Annotated in this window: 12 protein-coding genes; 5 read left to right on the top strand and 7 right to left on the bottom strand. The window is 66.7% G+C overall.

What is annotated here, in order from left to right:
- Positions 1-23 precede the first annotated feature (23 nt).
- From argE to EBB56_RS01285, 3 genes are all read right to left on the bottom strand, one after another.
- Positions 24-1,190 (bottom strand): acetylornithine deacetylase, encoded by a 1,167-nt coding sequence (gene argE / locus EBB56_RS01295; RefSeq protein WP_124802486.1) that lies wholly within the window; start codon positions 1,188-1,190, stop codon positions 24-26.
- A gap of 155 nt (positions 1,191-1,345) precedes the next feature.
- A complete protein-coding gene (locus EBB56_RS01290; RefSeq protein WP_124802484.1) occupies positions 1,346-4,660 on the bottom strand; it encodes an AAA family ATPase in 3,315 nt (1,104 codons plus the stop codon).
- The gene (locus tag EBB56_RS01285) at positions 4,657-5,982 is read right to left on the bottom strand and encodes an exonuclease SbcCD subunit D C-terminal domain-containing protein (RefSeq protein WP_124802482.1); all 1,326 of its coding nucleotides are present in this window, start codon (positions 5,980-5,982) and stop codon (positions 4,657-4,659) included. Before EBB56_RS01285 ends, EBB56_RS01290 begins: the two co-directional genes overlap by 4 nt.
- Positions 5,983-6,106: 124 nt before the next feature.
- Here EBB56_RS01285 and nfi point away from each other — a divergent pair, with 124 nt between their 5' ends.
- Together nfi and EBB56_RS01275 are read left to right on the top strand one after the other, a co-directional pair.
- On the top strand, positions 6,107-6,787 hold the full coding sequence (nfi, locus tag EBB56_RS01280; protein ID WP_045991905.1) for a deoxyribonuclease V: 681 nt from the start codon (positions 6,107-6,109) through the stop codon (positions 6,785-6,787).
- A 33-nt stretch (positions 6,788-6,820) separates the two neighbouring features.
- Entirely contained in the window at positions 6,821-7,381 is a 561-nt protein-coding gene (locus tag EBB56_RS01275; RefSeq protein WP_124802480.1) for a DUF1415 domain-containing protein, read from the top strand.
- Between the two features lie 40 nt (positions 7,382-7,421).
- Here the strand turns inward: EBB56_RS01275 and EBB56_RS01270 are convergent, their stop codons facing one another.
- Positions 7,422-8,297, bottom strand: a complete 876-nt coding sequence (locus EBB56_RS01270; RefSeq protein WP_108449693.1) for an aldo/keto reductase — start codon at positions 8,295-8,297, stop codon at positions 7,422-7,424.
- A 249-nt stretch (positions 8,298-8,546) separates the two neighbouring features.
- Here EBB56_RS01270 and EBB56_RS01265 point away from each other — a divergent pair, with 249 nt between their 5' ends.
- Positions 8,547-8,975, top strand: coding sequence for an OsmC family protein (locus tag EBB56_RS01265; protein ID WP_045991908.1), 429 nt, complete (start codon positions 8,547-8,549; stop codon positions 8,973-8,975).
- A 112-nt stretch (positions 8,976-9,087) separates the two neighbouring features.
- Here EBB56_RS01265 and EBB56_RS01260 read toward each other — a convergent pair whose 3' ends face one another.
- Together EBB56_RS01260 and EBB56_RS01255 are read right to left on the bottom strand one after the other, a co-directional pair.
- The gene (locus EBB56_RS01260) at positions 9,088-9,816 is read right to left on the bottom strand and encodes a gamma-glutamyl-gamma-aminobutyrate hydrolase family protein (RefSeq protein WP_045991909.1); all 729 of its coding nucleotides are present in this window, start codon (positions 9,814-9,816) and stop codon (positions 9,088-9,090) included.
- Positions 9,809-10,804, bottom strand: coding sequence for an amidoligase family protein (locus tag EBB56_RS01255; RefSeq protein WP_045991910.1), 996 nt, complete (start codon positions 10,802-10,804; stop codon positions 9,809-9,811). Before EBB56_RS01255 ends, EBB56_RS01260 begins: the two co-directional genes overlap by 8 nt.
- Positions 10,805-10,909: 105 nt before the next feature.
- Here EBB56_RS01255 and EBB56_RS01250 point away from each other — a divergent pair, with 105 nt between their 5' ends.
- Together EBB56_RS01250 and EBB56_RS01245 are read left to right on the top strand one after the other, a co-directional pair.
- Positions 10,910-13,255 (top strand): mechanosensitive ion channel family protein, encoded by a 2,346-nt coding sequence (locus EBB56_RS01250; RefSeq protein ID WP_124802478.1) that lies wholly within the window; start codon positions 10,910-10,912, stop codon positions 13,253-13,255.
- 285 nt (positions 13,256-13,540) lie between these two features.
- Positions 13,541-13,816: a glutaredoxin domain-containing protein gene (locus EBB56_RS01245; protein WP_052704282.1), complete on the top strand. Its 276-nt coding sequence runs from the start codon at positions 13,541-13,543 to the stop codon at positions 13,814-13,816.
- Between the two features lie 252 nt (positions 13,817-14,068).
- On the opposite strand, the gene EBB56_RS01240 is transcribed toward EBB56_RS01245, so the two are convergent.
- Positions 14,069-14,464 carry a VOC family protein gene (locus EBB56_RS01240; protein WP_045991912.1) on the bottom strand — a complete coding sequence of 132 codons (396 nt, stop codon included), beginning with the start codon at positions 14,462-14,464 and terminating at the stop codon, positions 14,069-14,071.
- Positions 14,465-14,642 lie beyond the last annotated feature (178 nt).

Here is a 14,642-nt window from a genome sequence, read left to right as displayed (position 1 = left end):
CAGGGGCGCTTGCAGGTGTAGATTCAGCCGCGCGTGAGGCGATCACCGAGGGCGACCATGAAGCGGCTGCCGGCGTCGAGCTGTTCGCGCTCGATGTATTCGTCGGGCTGGTGGGCCTGGCTGATGCTGCCGGGGCCGCAGATCACCGTGGGCAGGCCGGCGAGCTGGAACTGACCGGCCTCGGTGGCGTAGGCCACGGCGGCGCCGTCGGGGCTGTCGCCGAGCAGTTCGCGGCACAGGCCCAGCGCCTCGCTGTTGTCACGATCGGCCAGGGCCGGCACGGTGGTGTTGAGCGCCTCTGTGGTGATCGAGGCCTCGGGGGCGCGCTGGCGCATGCGGGCTTCGAGTTCGCGGGCGGTGGCCTCGACCCGGGCCAGCAGCTCCTTGGCGTCATCGGTGGGCAGGTGGCGAATTTCCCATTCGAAGCTGCAGCGCCTGGCCATGATGTTGATGGCCGTGCCGCCCTCGATCTTGCCCACGTGCAGGCTCGAGTGGATCACGCTGAAGGCCTCGTCGACTCGACCCTCTTCCTTGAGCTCCGCCATGACGTCCTCGATGCGGGTGACCAGGCGGGCGGCGACGTGGATCGCCGAGACCCCTTGATACACCTGGCTCGAGTGGGCTTCGCGTCCGATCACCGTGGTACGGAAGTTGCTGGCCCCCTTGTGGGCCACCACCGGCTCCATCAGGGTCGGCTCGCCGACCACCACGGCGGCAGGGCGGGGGTGTTCGGCCATCAGCGTCTCGATCATGCGCGGGGCGCCGACGCAGCCGATTTCCTCGTCGTAGGACAGCGCCAGCCAGATCGGCACCTCAAGCTCCAGTTCGCTCCAGCGCGGTACCTCGGCCAGGGCGCAGGCGATGAAGCCCTTCATGTCACAGGTGCCGCGACCGTACAGGCGCCCGGCATTGTCGCCCTCGCCGGCGGTCAGGGTGAAGGGATCGCTGGTCCATGGCTGTCCCACCACCGGCACCACGTCGGTATGGCCCGAGAGCACCACACCGCCCTTGACCGCCGGGCCGATGCGCGCCAGCAGGTTGGCCCTGGAACCGTCGTCGCTCTCGACCCGCCAGTGATCGACGCCGTAGCGGTCGAGCCACTCTTCGACGAAGGCGATCAATTCCAGGTTGGAATCCCGAGACACGGTGGCAAAGCCCACCAGAGTCTTGAGCAGGTCGTGTGCGGTCATGAAGGCTCCGTCGACTGAGGTCACAAGGAGCGTCAATGTACCATGGCCAGGCGACGCGCCCCAGCATATCGCCCCGGGTTACCGCCCGAGCACGCTGCTCTCCCGGATCGCCCAAGACTGGTCCGCCCGGCAGCGACGTGCGGGGCGGATGGGACTCAGTCGGACAGCGCGACCCGACTCTCGCCATTGCCGGCGGGGTGCACCTGGATCTGCACCGGAATGCGCTCATGCATCTCCTGGACGTGGGAGATGACCCCGACCCGTCGGCCCTGGGCCTGGAGACCGTCGAGGGCGTCCATCGCCAGCGCCAGCGACTGGGGGTCGAGGCTGCCGAAGCCTTCGTCGATGAACAGCGACTCGATGGCCAGCTCCCCCGAGGCCAGCGAGGCGAGCCCGAGCGCCATGGCCAGTGACACCAGAAAGGTCTCGCCGCCGGATAGCGAGTGCACCGAGCGACGCTCGTCGGCGACGTCCTGATCGATCACCAGGAGCCCCAGCGGGCTGCCCCCTCTCACCAGACGGTAGCGCCGGCTGAGGCCCGCCAGGTGGACATTGGCCTCGTCGATCAGGCGCTCCAGGTTCCAGGCCTGGGCGATGCGCCGAAAGGTCTTGCCGTCGGCGGCGCCGATCAACTCGGCGATGCGGCCCCAGCGATGATGCTCGGCCCTGGCCCTTTCCAGGGCCTCGAGGCCGTCACGTTGGCGCTGCCGGCGTCGATCATCGTCGCGCACGGCGTGCAGAGCGCCATCGCGGCGTTGCTGGGCGGCCTCCAGCCGCGGCCGGTTGGCCTCACGTCTGGCGTCGAGGTCGGCCTGGCGTGCATCCAGCTGGCGTTGGGTGGCCTCGTCGAGCAGTGTCTGCGGGTCCTGCTCCGGCAGATGGCGGGCCCGCCAGGCGCGCCAGCCCTGGCGACGCTCGTCGCGACTAGTACGGGCGGTATGGCAGGCCTCGCGGGCGCTGTCCAGTCGGGCGCGCAGGGCCTTGAGCGCATCATCGGCCTGGTCGAGCAGCCGCTCCAGGTCGCCATCGGTGATGTCCGGGTGCTCGTTGCGCCAGCGTTCCAGCTCGGCGTCCAGGCGGGTCTTTTCGTCCTCCAGCACCGAGAGCGCCTTGCCCTCGTGCTCGATCCGCTGGGTCAGGCTCAGCACCTGACGCTGGGCCTGGTCATGGGTCTGGCGGGCCTGCTCATGGTCCTGACGTGCCTGGCGGACCTGAGCTTCGAGACGCTCGAGCCAGGCATCCGCCGAGCGGTCATCGCCGAGCGCCTCGGCCAGACGTCGTCTGTGCTCGTCGATGCTGCGGGTCAGTTCGGGACGCTGATCGTCGAGTCGCTTGAGTTCCTCGTCGAAGTTGGCAGCGCGCAAGGCAAGCGCCTGACGCTCTCGCTCGTCGTCTTCGATGGCCTCTGCCAGCGGGGCAAGCTGGCGCTCGGCGTCGTCCAGTGCCTGGAGGCGCTCGCGAGCCTGTTGCTGGCGCTGGCGGGCCTTTTCGCTGTGCTCGGTGAGCCAGGCTTGGCGGGCCTCAGCGTCGAGGGCGCGCCACTGCTCGGCGAGCGCCGGGTCGTCGAGCCCGGCCTGGGCTTCTTCGAGACCGGCCTGGGCCTCGTTCCTTCGAGGTTCAAGCGCGAGCAGGCTGGTCTCGGCCTGTTCGACGCTGGCCTTCAGCGCCTGAAAGCGCCCGAACAGGACGTCACGCTGCTCGCGCAGCTCGCCGAGTCGGCTTTCGGACTCGGCAAGCTGATCATCCTCCAGTGCGATCTGGGCGGCGAGCTGGGTGGCCTCCGGGGTGGCGGGGGGCGAGTCTCGCCAGGGGTGCTCGTGACTGCCGCACACCGGACAGGCGGTGTCCGGTTCCAGGGTGGCGCGCATGTCGGCGACGCTGTCGCTTCGGGTGGCGCGGGCGCGCTGGATAAAGCGCGTGAGCTGCTCGTGCTCCGCCGAGGCGTGGTCCAGGCGCGCCCGCGCCTGCTTGCCTTGGTCCAGCAGTTCGTCGCGCTGTGCGCTGTCGCGGCGGCGCTCGGCGTCGAGCCGGCGCTGTTGCTCATCGAGCTGGCGCAGCAGACGCCAGCGCTGCTCCAGTTCGGACAGCGCCAGCAGACGATGGCCGGCGTCCTCGAGGTGCTGCTGGGCCTCGGCCCTGGCCGTTGCGACCTGCTGATGCTGGCCAAGATGGCGTGACAGGGTGCGGGTGGCGGCGTCGCGCTGCTCCAGATGGCGGCGATGGCGCTCTGCCAGGGCTCGCTGCTGCCCGTCGAGATCCTCGCGCTGGCGCTTGCGCTTCTGGTGTTCGTCCTCCAGCTGTCGATGCTGTTGCTCGCGGCCCTTGAGTTCGCTGGCAATTTCACGGGCCTGGGCGATGGCGGGCCGGGCCTGCTCGAGCGCCTGCTCGCTGTCCTCCAGGGTCTGGCGGCGATGGCTGGTTTGCTGGTGCTGTTGTTCCAGGGCGGTGCGTGCCTGGGCCAGGGCTGACGTGGCTTGTTCGAGCTGCTGGCGCTGGTCCGGCAACTGTCGAGAAAGGCTACGCTGGCGCAGCAACTGGGGGCGCCAGGGTGCGACGCGCTCGAGCATCTCGCACTCACGGCGCTGCTCGCTCAGTGCCTCCCATCGGGCCTCTGCCTCGACCAGGCTGGCGTCGGCTTGTTCGCAGCGCTGGCGCCACTGGGCGTCCTGGGCGAGCCACTGGGCCTCTTCGTCCAGCGCCTTCATCTGCCGCTGGCAGGTGTCCAGCTCGCCTTCGGCCTCGGCGAGTTCCTGCTCCATGGCCTGGCGTGCGGTGTCGTCGCTGGGCGCGTCCTCGGCGAGCAGCGCCTGCTGGCGGGCCACCGCGTCGCGGGCCTCCTTGGCCCGGGCGTAGCTTTCGACCGAGATGCGCGAGTATTCCTGGGTATTGGTGAGCTTCTCGAGCAGGTCCGAGCGGGCGTTGTCGTCGGCCTTGAGAAAGGCCGCGAACTCGCTCTGGGCCAGCAGCACGGCGCGGGTGAACTGCTCGAACGATAGCCCCAGGCGCTCGGGGATCAGCTCGGCGAATTCGCGCTTCTGGGCGGTCAACAGGCGTTCGTCGTCCAGGTCGGTCAACGATTGCTCCACCGCCTGCAGCTTGCCGTCGGCCTTGTCCCGGGCGCGCCGCACGGCCCATCGCGCGCGGTAACGGCGAGCGTCGCGGCCGATGAAGTCGACCTCGGCGTAGCCGCTGGCGGCGCCGCGCCTCAGCAGGCTGCGGGGGTCGGCGGTGGCGATCCGCGAGCCGTCCAGGTCCTCCAGATGGGAGTCGCGCCCCGGGGCGTGGCGAAGCCTGGGCGTATTGCCGAACAGCGCCAGACACAGGGCGTCGAGCAGGGTGCTCTTGCCGGCGCCGGTGGGGCCGGTGATGGCGAACAGGCCGGCATCGGCCAGTGGCGCCGCGGTAAAGTCCAGCTCGACTGGACCGGGCAGGGAGGCCAGTTGGGACAGGCGCAGGGCGAGAATCTTCATGGCTGCGTGCTCCCTTCGGCGGCGCCCTGGTCTTGTCCATCCGCGCTCTGGTCTTCGGCATCCGCGTCCTGGACGCGCTGGCACAACCAGTCGAAGTCGGCGATCACGCTGTCGTCCGGCGCCTCGCCCCAGCGCTCTTTCCAGGTGCGCGAAAACAGCTCACGGGGTCCGATGTCCTCGAGGCGCTCGCCACGTCCGGGTGCCTGTGACTCAGTGACCGGCAGCTCGCGCTTCAGTCGCAGCAGGCGTACCGCCCGGTCGCCCAGCGCCTGCTCGATGCGCGAGCGCAACTCCGGCATCGGGGCGTCCAGGCGCACGTTGATCTCGAGCCAGTCCCAGCGCTCGACCGGGCCGGCCCCGTCGCGGGCCGGCAGCGCCTCGATCGCGCCCAGGATCTCTTCCAGCGGGGCAGGGCCGAGGCGACGCATGGCCACCGCCCGCGGCACGCTGATGGGCTCGACATGGGCAAGGGCGCCATCGGCGAAGTCCGCCATCAGCACCTGATGGGGGTAGTCGACCTCGCTGAAGTCCAGCGGCAGCGGGCTGCCGCTGTAGCGTATGCGTTCGTCGCCGACCCGCTGGGCGCGGTGCAGGTGCCCCAGGGCGACGTAGTCGATGTCGTCGGGAAACAGCGAGGCCGACAGCGATTCCTCGCCGCCGATGACGATAGGGCGTTCGCTGGCCTCGGAGACGGTGGCGCCACGCAGGTGGGCGTGGCTCATGGCGATCAGCGCCTGGCCAGGCTCGCGCTTTTCCCGGGCCGCCGCGATCAGTTCGCGATGGACCCGCTCGACGCTGGCCACATAGTCGTCGCCGGCGTTCGTCTCTCCTCCTGCTGCGCCCGCCGCTTGTCTGCTCTGCCGGCCACGACCGGTGATCTCCGCTGGACGCAGGAAGGGCAGCGCCAGGCACCAGGCGCGGACCTCACCCTGGGCATCGCTCAAGGGCACCAGCAGGCGATCGCTGTCCAGCGCGCCGTCATCGACGAAGCGCACCCGGCCAAGGGCATGGGTGCGCAGGTGCTGCATCAGCGGGGCGGGCAGCTCGATGCGGCTGCCGCTGTCGTGATTGCCGGCGATCAGCGCAATGGTCAGGTCAGGGCAGCGCTGGTGGACCCTGACGATAAAGTCATAGAGCAGCTCCTGGGCGCGCAGCGACGGATTGACCACATCGAAGACGTCGCCGGCGACCAGCAGCGCGTCCACCTGGCGTTCGGCGAGGATGTCGACCAGCCAGTCGAGGAAGGCGCGATGTTCCTCGTGACGTTCCTGGCCGTGAAAGCTCTGGCCCAGATGCCAGTCTGCGGTGTGGATGATCCTCATCCGTCCTCCCTGATGGAGCGCCAGGCCCTGCGGCCGGCAGCTTGTTGATCCCCGTGACTGGCGCGTAGTCTACCGCGAGCGGGTGGTGTCTTCAGCCACCGCAGGTCATCAACAGGGAGGTGACATGACCCAGCACCCCAGGACACGAGAGACTGCGCTGCACGACTGGGACCTGGCACCGAAGGAGGCCATCGCCTTGCAGCGTACCCTGGCAGGACGCCTGATACGCGAGGACGCCCTCGGTGAAGTGGAACACATTGCCGGAGTGGATATCGGCTTCGAAGATGGAGGCGACACCACCCGCGCCGCGGTGGTGGTGCTGTCCTGGCCGGGGCTTGCGCCGATCGAGCAGGTGGTGGCGCGTCAGCCGACGCGCATGCCCTACGTGCCGGGGCTCCTGTCCTTTCGTGAGATACCGGCGGCCCTGGCGGCCTTCGAACGACTCGACAGCCGCGTGGATCTGGTCATGGTGGATGGCCACGGCATCGCCCATCCCCGGCGCCTCGGGGTGGCGGCGCACCTTGGACTGTGGCTGGATCTGCCCACCCTGGGCGTGGCCAAGAAACGCCTGACCGGGCGCCATGGCGAGGTCCCCGAGGGGCGTGCGGAAAGTACCGACCTGATGGACGGCGACGAGCGCATCGGGGTCGTGCTACGCTCGCGCGCCGGCGTCAAGCCGGTGTTCGTGTCGCCGGGCCACCGGCTGTCGGTGGATTCGGCCAGGGCCTGGGCGGTGGCCTGCCTCGGCCGCTACAAGTTGCCCGAACCCACAAGGCTGGCCGACAGGCTGGCGTCACGGCGCTGAGCCGGCCTTCACTCAAGCATCCGAGAACTCGCCATGTCCGACACAGAGGTATCACCCGGCGTTGCGGCCACCGCAGCCTGGGTCGAGGAATTCGTGGTTGGCCTCAACGTCTGCCCCTTCGCCGGGCGTGAGGTCACACGCGGATCGATTCGCTATATCGAGGTCGACGGGCGCAGGCTCGAGGACGCCCTGGTGGCGCTGCTGGAGGCCTGCCACCACCTCGAGACGACACCCGAGGTGGAGACCAGTCTGCTGGTGTTCACCCGAGGGCTTGCCGACTTCGACGACTATCTCGACGCCCTGGCCATGGCCGAGGCATTGCTCGCCGACCGTGGCTACGAGGGCGTCTTCCAGCTGGCGAGCTTCCACCCTGACTATGTCTTCGACGGCGTGGATGATGATGATCCGGCCAACTTCACCAATCGTTCTCCCTGGCCGGTCTGGCATCTGCTGCGTGAAGAGGGTCTGGAAAGGGCGCTGGCCCACTATCCCGACCCCGAGGCTATCCCCGAGCGCAATATCGAAAGGTTGAGGGAGATCGGCAGCGACAGTCTGGCCGAGCGGCTGGCGGAATTGAAAGCGCGCTTTCGCTGAGCCGAAGGCGCACTCAGCTCTCTCATCAGGTTGGACCCACCTAGACGATATCCAGCGGCACCTTACGCTGTGGCGCCGGATACAGGGCGTCGAGTCGCGCAAGTGTTGCCTCGTCCAGGGTTACCTCCAGCGCCCTGGCGTTGTCGTCGACGTGCTCGGGGGAGGCGGCCTTGGGAATCGCGATGACCTCGTGCTGGCCCTCGACCGGTCGGATGGCCCAGGCCAGCAGCAGTTGCGCCGGGGTCAGGCCGAGGTCCGCGGCGAGCTCACCAAGTTGCGGGTCGGCCAGGGGATCTGCGCCGACGGCGCCGGCCTGGGCCAGCGGACAGTAAGCCATCAGCGGCATCCGTTGCCGGCGTTGCCATGGCCTCAGGGCAATCTCGATTCCCCGCGACGCCAGATGGTAGAGGACCTGGTTGACCGCGCAGTCGCCGCCACCGGGCAGGCGAGCCAGCGTCTGCATATCGTCCACGTCGAAGTTCGACACACCGAAGCGACGAATCTTGCCGGCAGCGACCAGGCGATCGAAGGCCTCCAGCGTTTCGTCCAGTGGGATGCTCCCCGGCCAGTGCAGCAGGTACAGATCCAGGTAATCGGTGCCCAGGCGCTCAAGACTCGCTTCGCAGGCGGCGATGGCGCTGTCGCGACCGGCGTTCCAGGGGTAGACCTTGGAGACCACAAACGCCTGGTCGCGGCGACCCTGGATGGCCTCGCCGACCAGGCGTTCGGCGGCACCGTCGCCGTACATTTCGGCGCTGTCGATCAGCCGCAGACCTCGCTCCAGCCCACGTTGCAGGGCGGCGATTTCCTGTCGCCGGGGCGCACGCCCTTCACCCATGTACCAGGTGCCCTGGCCCAGGGCAGGCAGGGCCTCGGCGGTGCTTCCGGTTTCCAGCAGAACCTTGGCAGTCGTCATGTCGCACACCTTTGCGGAATAGTTTTCCAGAGATGCGATCGACTATCGCAGCCATGACCGTCGGCGCGCAAGACGAGGCTGGACAGACCTCGGTACAAGATGCATGGTGAAGTCATCAGTTGTCCCGCCAGGGATGATTGGCCCCGCAGGTACCGCCCATCGATGGGAGGTGGCGGGGCGAGCGCCTCAGGAAGAGGCGCCACCGTAGTGTGTTTACCAGCCCGTGTATCTCAACTGGAAGGAGTCGTCATGAGTATCACCAACACCGCATCCGCGCAGTGGAAGGGCAGTCTCAAGCAGGGCAAGGGCGTTGTGTCCACCAACAGCGACGCGCTCAGCGATGTTCCCTATGACTTCAAGCAGCGCTTCGAAGGCCAGGCCGGGACCAATCCGGAAGAGCTGATCGGTGCGGCCCACGCCAGCTGCTATTCCATGGCACTGTCGATGATTCTGGGCGAGTCCGACCTTGAAGCCGACAGCATCGACACCAGCGCCGAGGTGACCCTCGATGAGGTCGACGGTGGCTTCGCCGTGACCAAGGTGCATCTGACCACTCGCGCCAGCATCCCCGGCGCCGACGAGTCGGTGTTCCAGGAGGCCGCCGAGAAGGCCAAGGCCGGCTGCCCGATCTCCAAGCTGTTGAACGCCGAGATCAGCCTGGACGCCAAGCTGGCCTGATCCGGCCGGGTCGCGTCAGCGACGTCGTTGCCACGATGTTGTTGCCACATGGAAAAGCCCGCCGATTGGCGGGCTTTTTCGCGCAGCTGCATTGACCCTCGAAGGCTCGTGCTCAGGAGGCGCTTTGCGTGGGACGTTCGGCGCGGGGTTCCGGTGGCACCTGGCGCTCGGCGTGGGGCTTTCTCGCCGCGTCGACCAGAGCGCGGATGAGTCGTTGCTGGGGGCGATTGAAGATCAGGAATTCCGGGTGCCACTGAACCCCCAGCAGGAAGTCGTGCTCACGGGACTCGATCCCCTGAACCAGGCCGTCCCGGTCACGTGCCACGATATCGACACCGCGACCGGTGTGTTCCACCGCCTGGTGATGAAGGCTGTTGATGCGACACCAGCTGACCCGCAGCAGCTGATGTAGTCGGCTACCCTCGACGATGTCAACGGTCTTGCGTGGCAGCACGGTGCGCCGGCGCTTGAGCCCTTCGTGGGTGGTGTAGATGTCGCTGTCCAGGGTGCCACCCAGGTGGACGTTGATCAGTTGCGAGCCGCGGCAGATACCGAGTACCGGTGTATTGCGCGGGATCTCGCGGGCCAGCAGCTCGAGTTCCAGTTCGTCACGTTCTGGATCGACGCGCACGTCGAGCTGCATCTCGCCGCCGTACAGATGCGCCTGGATGTCATCACCTCCGCCGACGATCAGGCCATCGAGCCGGTCCGGTCGTGGCCGCGACGGCGATAGCCTGAGCGGTTTGCCTCCATGGCGCCACACCGCGAACCAGTCGAAGCACCAGGCCAGCAGGCTCTTGTGGTCGGAGGTGGAAATACCGATCACCGGGCGTTCAGCCATCCTTGGAGTCTCCCTTGAGCTTGTGCTTTATCTTTTGCCACAGCGAGCTGTCGAGGTGACGGGCTCGATACTCCGCCATACGCTCATGCAAGGTCTCGGGCGCGCAGGCCAGGCGTTCTACCTCGAGCCAGCGGTTCCATTCGGTCACCGCGCCCCAGTCGGCTTCGGAAAGCTGAGCGTTGGGCAGACGGTAGTGAAAGGTGGGTCGCGGCTGGACAAGTTCCTTGCGAAACAGCTCGTGGGGATGGTCGGGCCTCAGGTGGGCGAACAACGGCAGCATGTCCAGATCGCGGTTGCGAGTGTCGTTGTCGGCCAGATAGTCATCGATCAACTGGTCGATATCGGGAGCATAGTCCTCGTCGAACAGCTTGAGGCAGTAGCGTTTGTGGAAGGGATTGGCGTGGGGCAGCACCTCCCGGGTGATATCGACCCGGATCTGTTCGCGCAGCCAGTCGGCGGACAGCAGGTAGGCGCGCAGATAGCGCAGGATGTCCTCGGCCTCGAGGCTCGGGAGCTCCGGATTCAGATGCAGACCGAAACCGTACATCAGGCTGGCCTCGGTGCCCTTGGCGCCGTGCTCGCGCAGTCCGTCGAACAGCGTGTCCAGCTTGTCGAGCTCATCCCAGGGGACCGGGGGGCAGACGACTTCCGTCGGCACCAGGCCGGTGACCATGTCGCCAAGCAGCTCGCGAGAGCGACGATCGAGGTCGCGGCGCATGCGATCCCAGTCGTCGCCGGGTGTCTTGGCCGCGTCCTCGGGGGATTCGGGGTGGACGTACTGAGAGTCCAGTTCGATCTTGAAGTCGCCCCACTGGGTGTCGCTGACCTTCATCCGGTGGGCGCTCTGGACCTCGATACGACCGTCGAACAGGGACTGGACCATCTCTGCGGTGGCCATGGGGTCCAGGCCGGCGAACTCGATTTCCACTCCCACCTTGCGGATGTCTCCGTCGGCGGTGGTGGGCTCGGGTGGCGCTTGAGCTTTCATGGCGGCATCCTGATAAGGCATTAGTGGGACGTTACTTCGCAGACTACCATAGGCGGTCACTTTTCATCGGCGGCGGCGCCGAGTCCTCACCGGCAGGGAGCACGAATGTTGCTGCATAGAAGTAAAATAGTTCACATATTTCAATGGTTTGTGCTTCTCTTTCTCATTGGGGCATGTATTTTGCCCGTTCAGGCGTCGGCCCAGGGCCTGGCGCTGGAGGCCCTGGCCGGGGGCGGTGAACAGGCCCCCCAGGAAGCCTCCTCCGAAGAGCTGCAGCGATCCCTGGATACCCTGATCCAGACGCTGGAAAGCGACCAGAGCCGTCAGGAGTTGCTCGATAGCCTCAGGTCACTGCGCGACGCGGGCCAGGCCGCAGCGGAAACCGGCACCGGTTCCCAGGGACTGCTGGGGGCGCTTGCCGACACCTTCACCGAGCTTGGCGAGCAGGCCGAAGGGGCCGGGTCGCCCATGGCCCAGTGGCGCGCCAAGCTGGCGGAGGGCTGGCGCGATATCAATGGCCTGATCGCCGACACCAGCCATAGCGAGCTGGCCCAGTTCGCCGTGGAGTTCAGCATCCTGCTGACGATCTGGGGTGGCATGGTGATCATCCTGGTGGCGCTGGGGCGTCTGATCGGGTCCCGCCGGGGCTGGCCGATGGACCTGCCGAGAGAGCCCAAGGCGTGGCTGCTGGCGGCTCACTTTCTGCGCCGCATGCTGCCCTGGGCGCTGGCCTTTCTGGCGGTGCTGGGGGTGTCACAGCTGGTGCCCGGCAGCGCCGGGCGCACTGTCGTATCGGTGATCGCCTACGCCGCACTGTGCGGGCGCATCCTGTCGGTGGTGGTCGAGATCGTCATCTCGGTGTTCACCCGCGGGCATCGCTATACCGCGGTCAAGCTGCTGCAGCAGCGGGCTCTGCGTCCGCTGTTCGTCATCGGCGCACTGATCGCCCTCGGCGACGCCTTCAAGACCGAACGTCTGGTGGACCTGCTGGGGGTCGACCTGTCCTCGCTAGCCTCGGTGCTGGCCAATATCCTGGCCGCGGTGCTGACCTTCCGCTTCATCGTTCGCTTCAAGCGGCCGATCAAGCATCTGATTCGCAACCGCACCTACACCATCCGCAGCGATTGCTCGAGTCCCACCGAGGTCACCCGGGTGATCGGTCGGCTGTGGCATATTCCCGCGTTGCTGCTGGTGGGGGCCTCGCTGGTGGCGATCTTCGTCACCGGAGGCGATGTCGGTACCGCACTGGCCCGTTCGATCATCAACGCCGCCCTGCTGGTGCTGACGCTGGTGGTTACCGCGCTGCTGCGCCGCCAGAACGAACGTCATGACCACAGCCGGGGTCGCCACCGCCACCACAGCGAGTATCGCCGCAGGCTCGAACGTTTCGCCTATACCCTGGGGCATGTGCTTGCCTGGCTGGTGTTCGCCGAGCTGTCGCTGCAGGTGTGGGGTGGCTCGCTGGTGGGCATCGGCCGCGAAGGGGTGGCCAGCGTGCGCATCGGCCAGGCGATCCTGGCGATCGCCTTTACCGTATTGCTGGCCTGGCTGGTGTGGATCTTCGCCGATACCGCCATCCAGCGGGCGCTGACCTCCTCGGCGCACTCGCGCGGGCGCCGGGTCAACCAGGCACGGGCCCAGACCATCACCCCGATGATTCGCAACGTGATCTTCGCAGCCATCGTGATCATCGCCTCCATCGTCGGCCTGGCCAATCTGGGGGTCAACGTGACGCCGCTGCTGGCCGGTGCCGGGGTGATCGGTCTGGCCATCGGCTTCGGCGCCCAGACCCTGGTGCAGGACCTGATCACCGGCATCTTCATCCTGATCGAGGACTCCCTGGCGGTGGACGACTTCGTCGAGATCAACGGCCACATGGGCACGGTGGAAGGGTTGACGCTCAGGACCGTACGCCTGCGTGACCTGGACGGCATCGTGCATATCCTGACCTTCTCGCGTATCGACTCCATCCATAACATGTCGCGGCAGTTCGGCGTGGCGCTGATGAAGATCCGCATTCCCTTCGACATGAAGATCGACGACGCCACCACCCTGATGCAGGAGACCGCCCGGGATCTGCGCCAGGATCCGATCATGCGCCACCACATCTGGTCACCGCTGGAAATGCAGGGTATCGATCGTTTCGAGGATGGCTGCGCGATCCTGCGGATGCGCTTTCGCACCTCGCCGGAAATGCAGTGGGACGTGGCCCGTGCCTTCAACATGCTGCTCAAGCAGCGCATGGAGGAGATGGGCGTCGAACTGGGCGCGCCGCGCCTCAGCGTCAGCATGGAAGGCCGTGGCGGCGGGCGTCTCGATGGCACCACCAGCGAAGGCGAGGCCGACCACCAGGGGCGCGATGCCAGCGGGCGCGCCCGAGGCCAGGCCGGGGTGGCAGACCCCCACCATCAAACCAGTGCTACCGGCGCCTCGCCCGATCCGGGAACCTGATGGCGTTGTGCTGTACCCCGCATGCAATGCACTGAGGTGAGAAAAGTCGGGAAAGGCTGTCAGGAACTCGCGAGTGGCGACACCAAGCTAGCAAGTCGGGCGGCGGCAAGGTCTGGTACCAAGGCTCAGCGCCAAGGTCTGGTACCAAGGCTCAGCGCCAAGGTTGAACCTCCGGAACGCGCCGTCGCCTGCACCAACTGTTTCGGGTGTCGTCGACTCTTGAAGGGAGTGACGTCACCGACCACATCGTCAACGAGCGGTATCACCCACGAGGGAGTCGTCACCATGACCGTTGCCAAGGATCTCGCGCTTTACCATTTCGCCCACTGCCCGTTCTGCGCCTTTGTGCGCCGTGAACTCGACAAGCTCGGCGTCGAGGTGGATATCCGCGACGCGGGCGCCAACCCGGCGCACCGCAAGGCACTGAAGGAAGGCGGCGGCAAGATTCAGGTGCCGTGCCTGCTGATTACCAATGAAGACGGCAGCGAGACCTGGATGTACGAATCCATGGACATCGTCGCCTACCTGAAGAAGCGCTTCAGCAAGGGAAAGGTAGCCTGAAGCAAAGCGTCTGACGTCGTGGGACTCATGAACCCAAAGCGGCCTGAAGCAAGGGTGGCCTGAAGCAAGCGCGGCCACCACTTGGGACAAACGAGCCTTCGAATCGCGTGGCGTCACCGCCAGTCTCGCCACGCGAAAGACGCTACAGCACGTCTGATGGAACCGATCTCAGGCAAGTCCAGCAAGCCTTGTGGGCCACCAGTGGTGGCCTTTTTTGCGTCCGGCTGGCTGCGGCAGCTGCAGTCAACTGGCTCAGTTTTCCTTTGTCATATCGTCGGGGGGCGAGTCATCGGCGGGTGACACCAGGTGGATGATATTGCAGGGGCTGGTGATCCAGAACGAGTTGAAGGCTTCCGGCAGGTGCTCGATCTCGTCGCAGCGCTGACAGCCACGCTGTTCGAGGTAGCTCGAGGCGGCCTGGATGTCGCTGGCAACGATCTGAAGCCAGATCTCCGCCTGGCTCAAGTGCGGCTCGCGATCCAGCCACAGCACCTTGTCGCCGAAGGCAAAGCGCGGCGTCTCCCGGTCACCGGGGGGCGTCAATTCCTCGAACTTCAGGATCTCGCGGTAGAAGGCAACGGTCGCCTCGTACTCGTGGGCGGGAATCTTCATGGCGATATTGTCGCCGGGAGAGAAGTCTGTGGTCATGGACCGTTACCTTGTTGTTTGAATTGAGGCGGGTACTTGGACGCAGGAGCTTGCGCCGTGATGGCCGCCACCCCGATGACCTGCACAGGGTGATGCAGCGCGGGTGACCCTCGTCCTGCCTCGCGGCCAAAGCGAACGTCACGTCTCGAGCGATTGTGGTGAGCCGGGCGGGGTCGCG

Source organism: Halomonas sp. YLB-10 (genome assembly GCF_003856855.1).
Lineage (GTDB): Bacteria > Pseudomonadota > Gammaproteobacteria > Pseudomonadales > Halomonadaceae > Halomonas > Halomonas litopenaei.
This window is presented reverse-complemented; position numbering and strand designations above follow the sequence as displayed.

Bases quoted from the DNA above. Each gene is read 5' to 3' on its own strand.
- EBB56_RS01265 (WP_045991908.1), top strand. From the start codon at position 8,547: ATGAGTATCACCAACACCGCATCCGCGCAGTGGAAGGGCAGTCTCAAG.
- EBB56_RS01260 (WP_045991909.1), bottom strand. From the start codon at position 9,816: ATGGCTGAACGCCCGGTGATCGGTATTTCCACCTCCGACCACAAGAGC.
- EBB56_RS01285 (WP_124802482.1), bottom strand. From the start codon at position 5,982: ATGAGGATCATCCACACCGCAGACTGGCATCTGGGCCAGAGCTTTCAC.
- EBB56_RS01270 (WP_108449693.1), bottom strand. From the start codon at position 8,297: ATGACGACTGCCAAGGTTCTGCTGGAAACCGGAAGCACCGCCGAGGCC.
- argE (WP_124802486.1), bottom strand. From the start codon at position 1,190: ATGACCGCACACGACCTGCTCAAGACTCTGGTGGGCTTTGCCACCGTG.
- nfi (WP_045991905.1), top strand. From the start codon at position 6,107: ATGACCCAGCACCCCAGGACACGAGAGACTGCGCTGCACGACTGGGAC.
- EBB56_RS01275 (WP_124802480.1), top strand. From the start codon at position 6,821: ATGTCCGACACAGAGGTATCACCCGGCGTTGCGGCCACCGCAGCCTGG.
- EBB56_RS01245 (WP_052704282.1), top strand. From the start codon at position 13,541: ATGACCGTTGCCAAGGATCTCGCGCTTTACCATTTCGCCCACTGCCCG.
- EBB56_RS01290 (WP_124802484.1), bottom strand. From the start codon at position 4,660: ATGAAGATTCTCGCCCTGCGCCTGTCCCAACTGGCCTCCCTGCCCGGT.
- EBB56_RS01255 (WP_045991910.1), bottom strand. From the start codon at position 10,804: ATGAAAGCTCAAGCGCCACCCGAGCCCACCACCGCCGACGGAGACATC.
- EBB56_RS01250 (WP_124802478.1), top strand. From the start codon at position 10,910: ATGTTGCTGCATAGAAGTAAAATAGTTCACATATTTCAATGGTTTGTG.
- EBB56_RS01240 (WP_045991912.1), bottom strand. From the start codon at position 14,464: ATGACCACAGACTTCTCTCCCGGCGACAATATCGCCATGAAGATTCCC.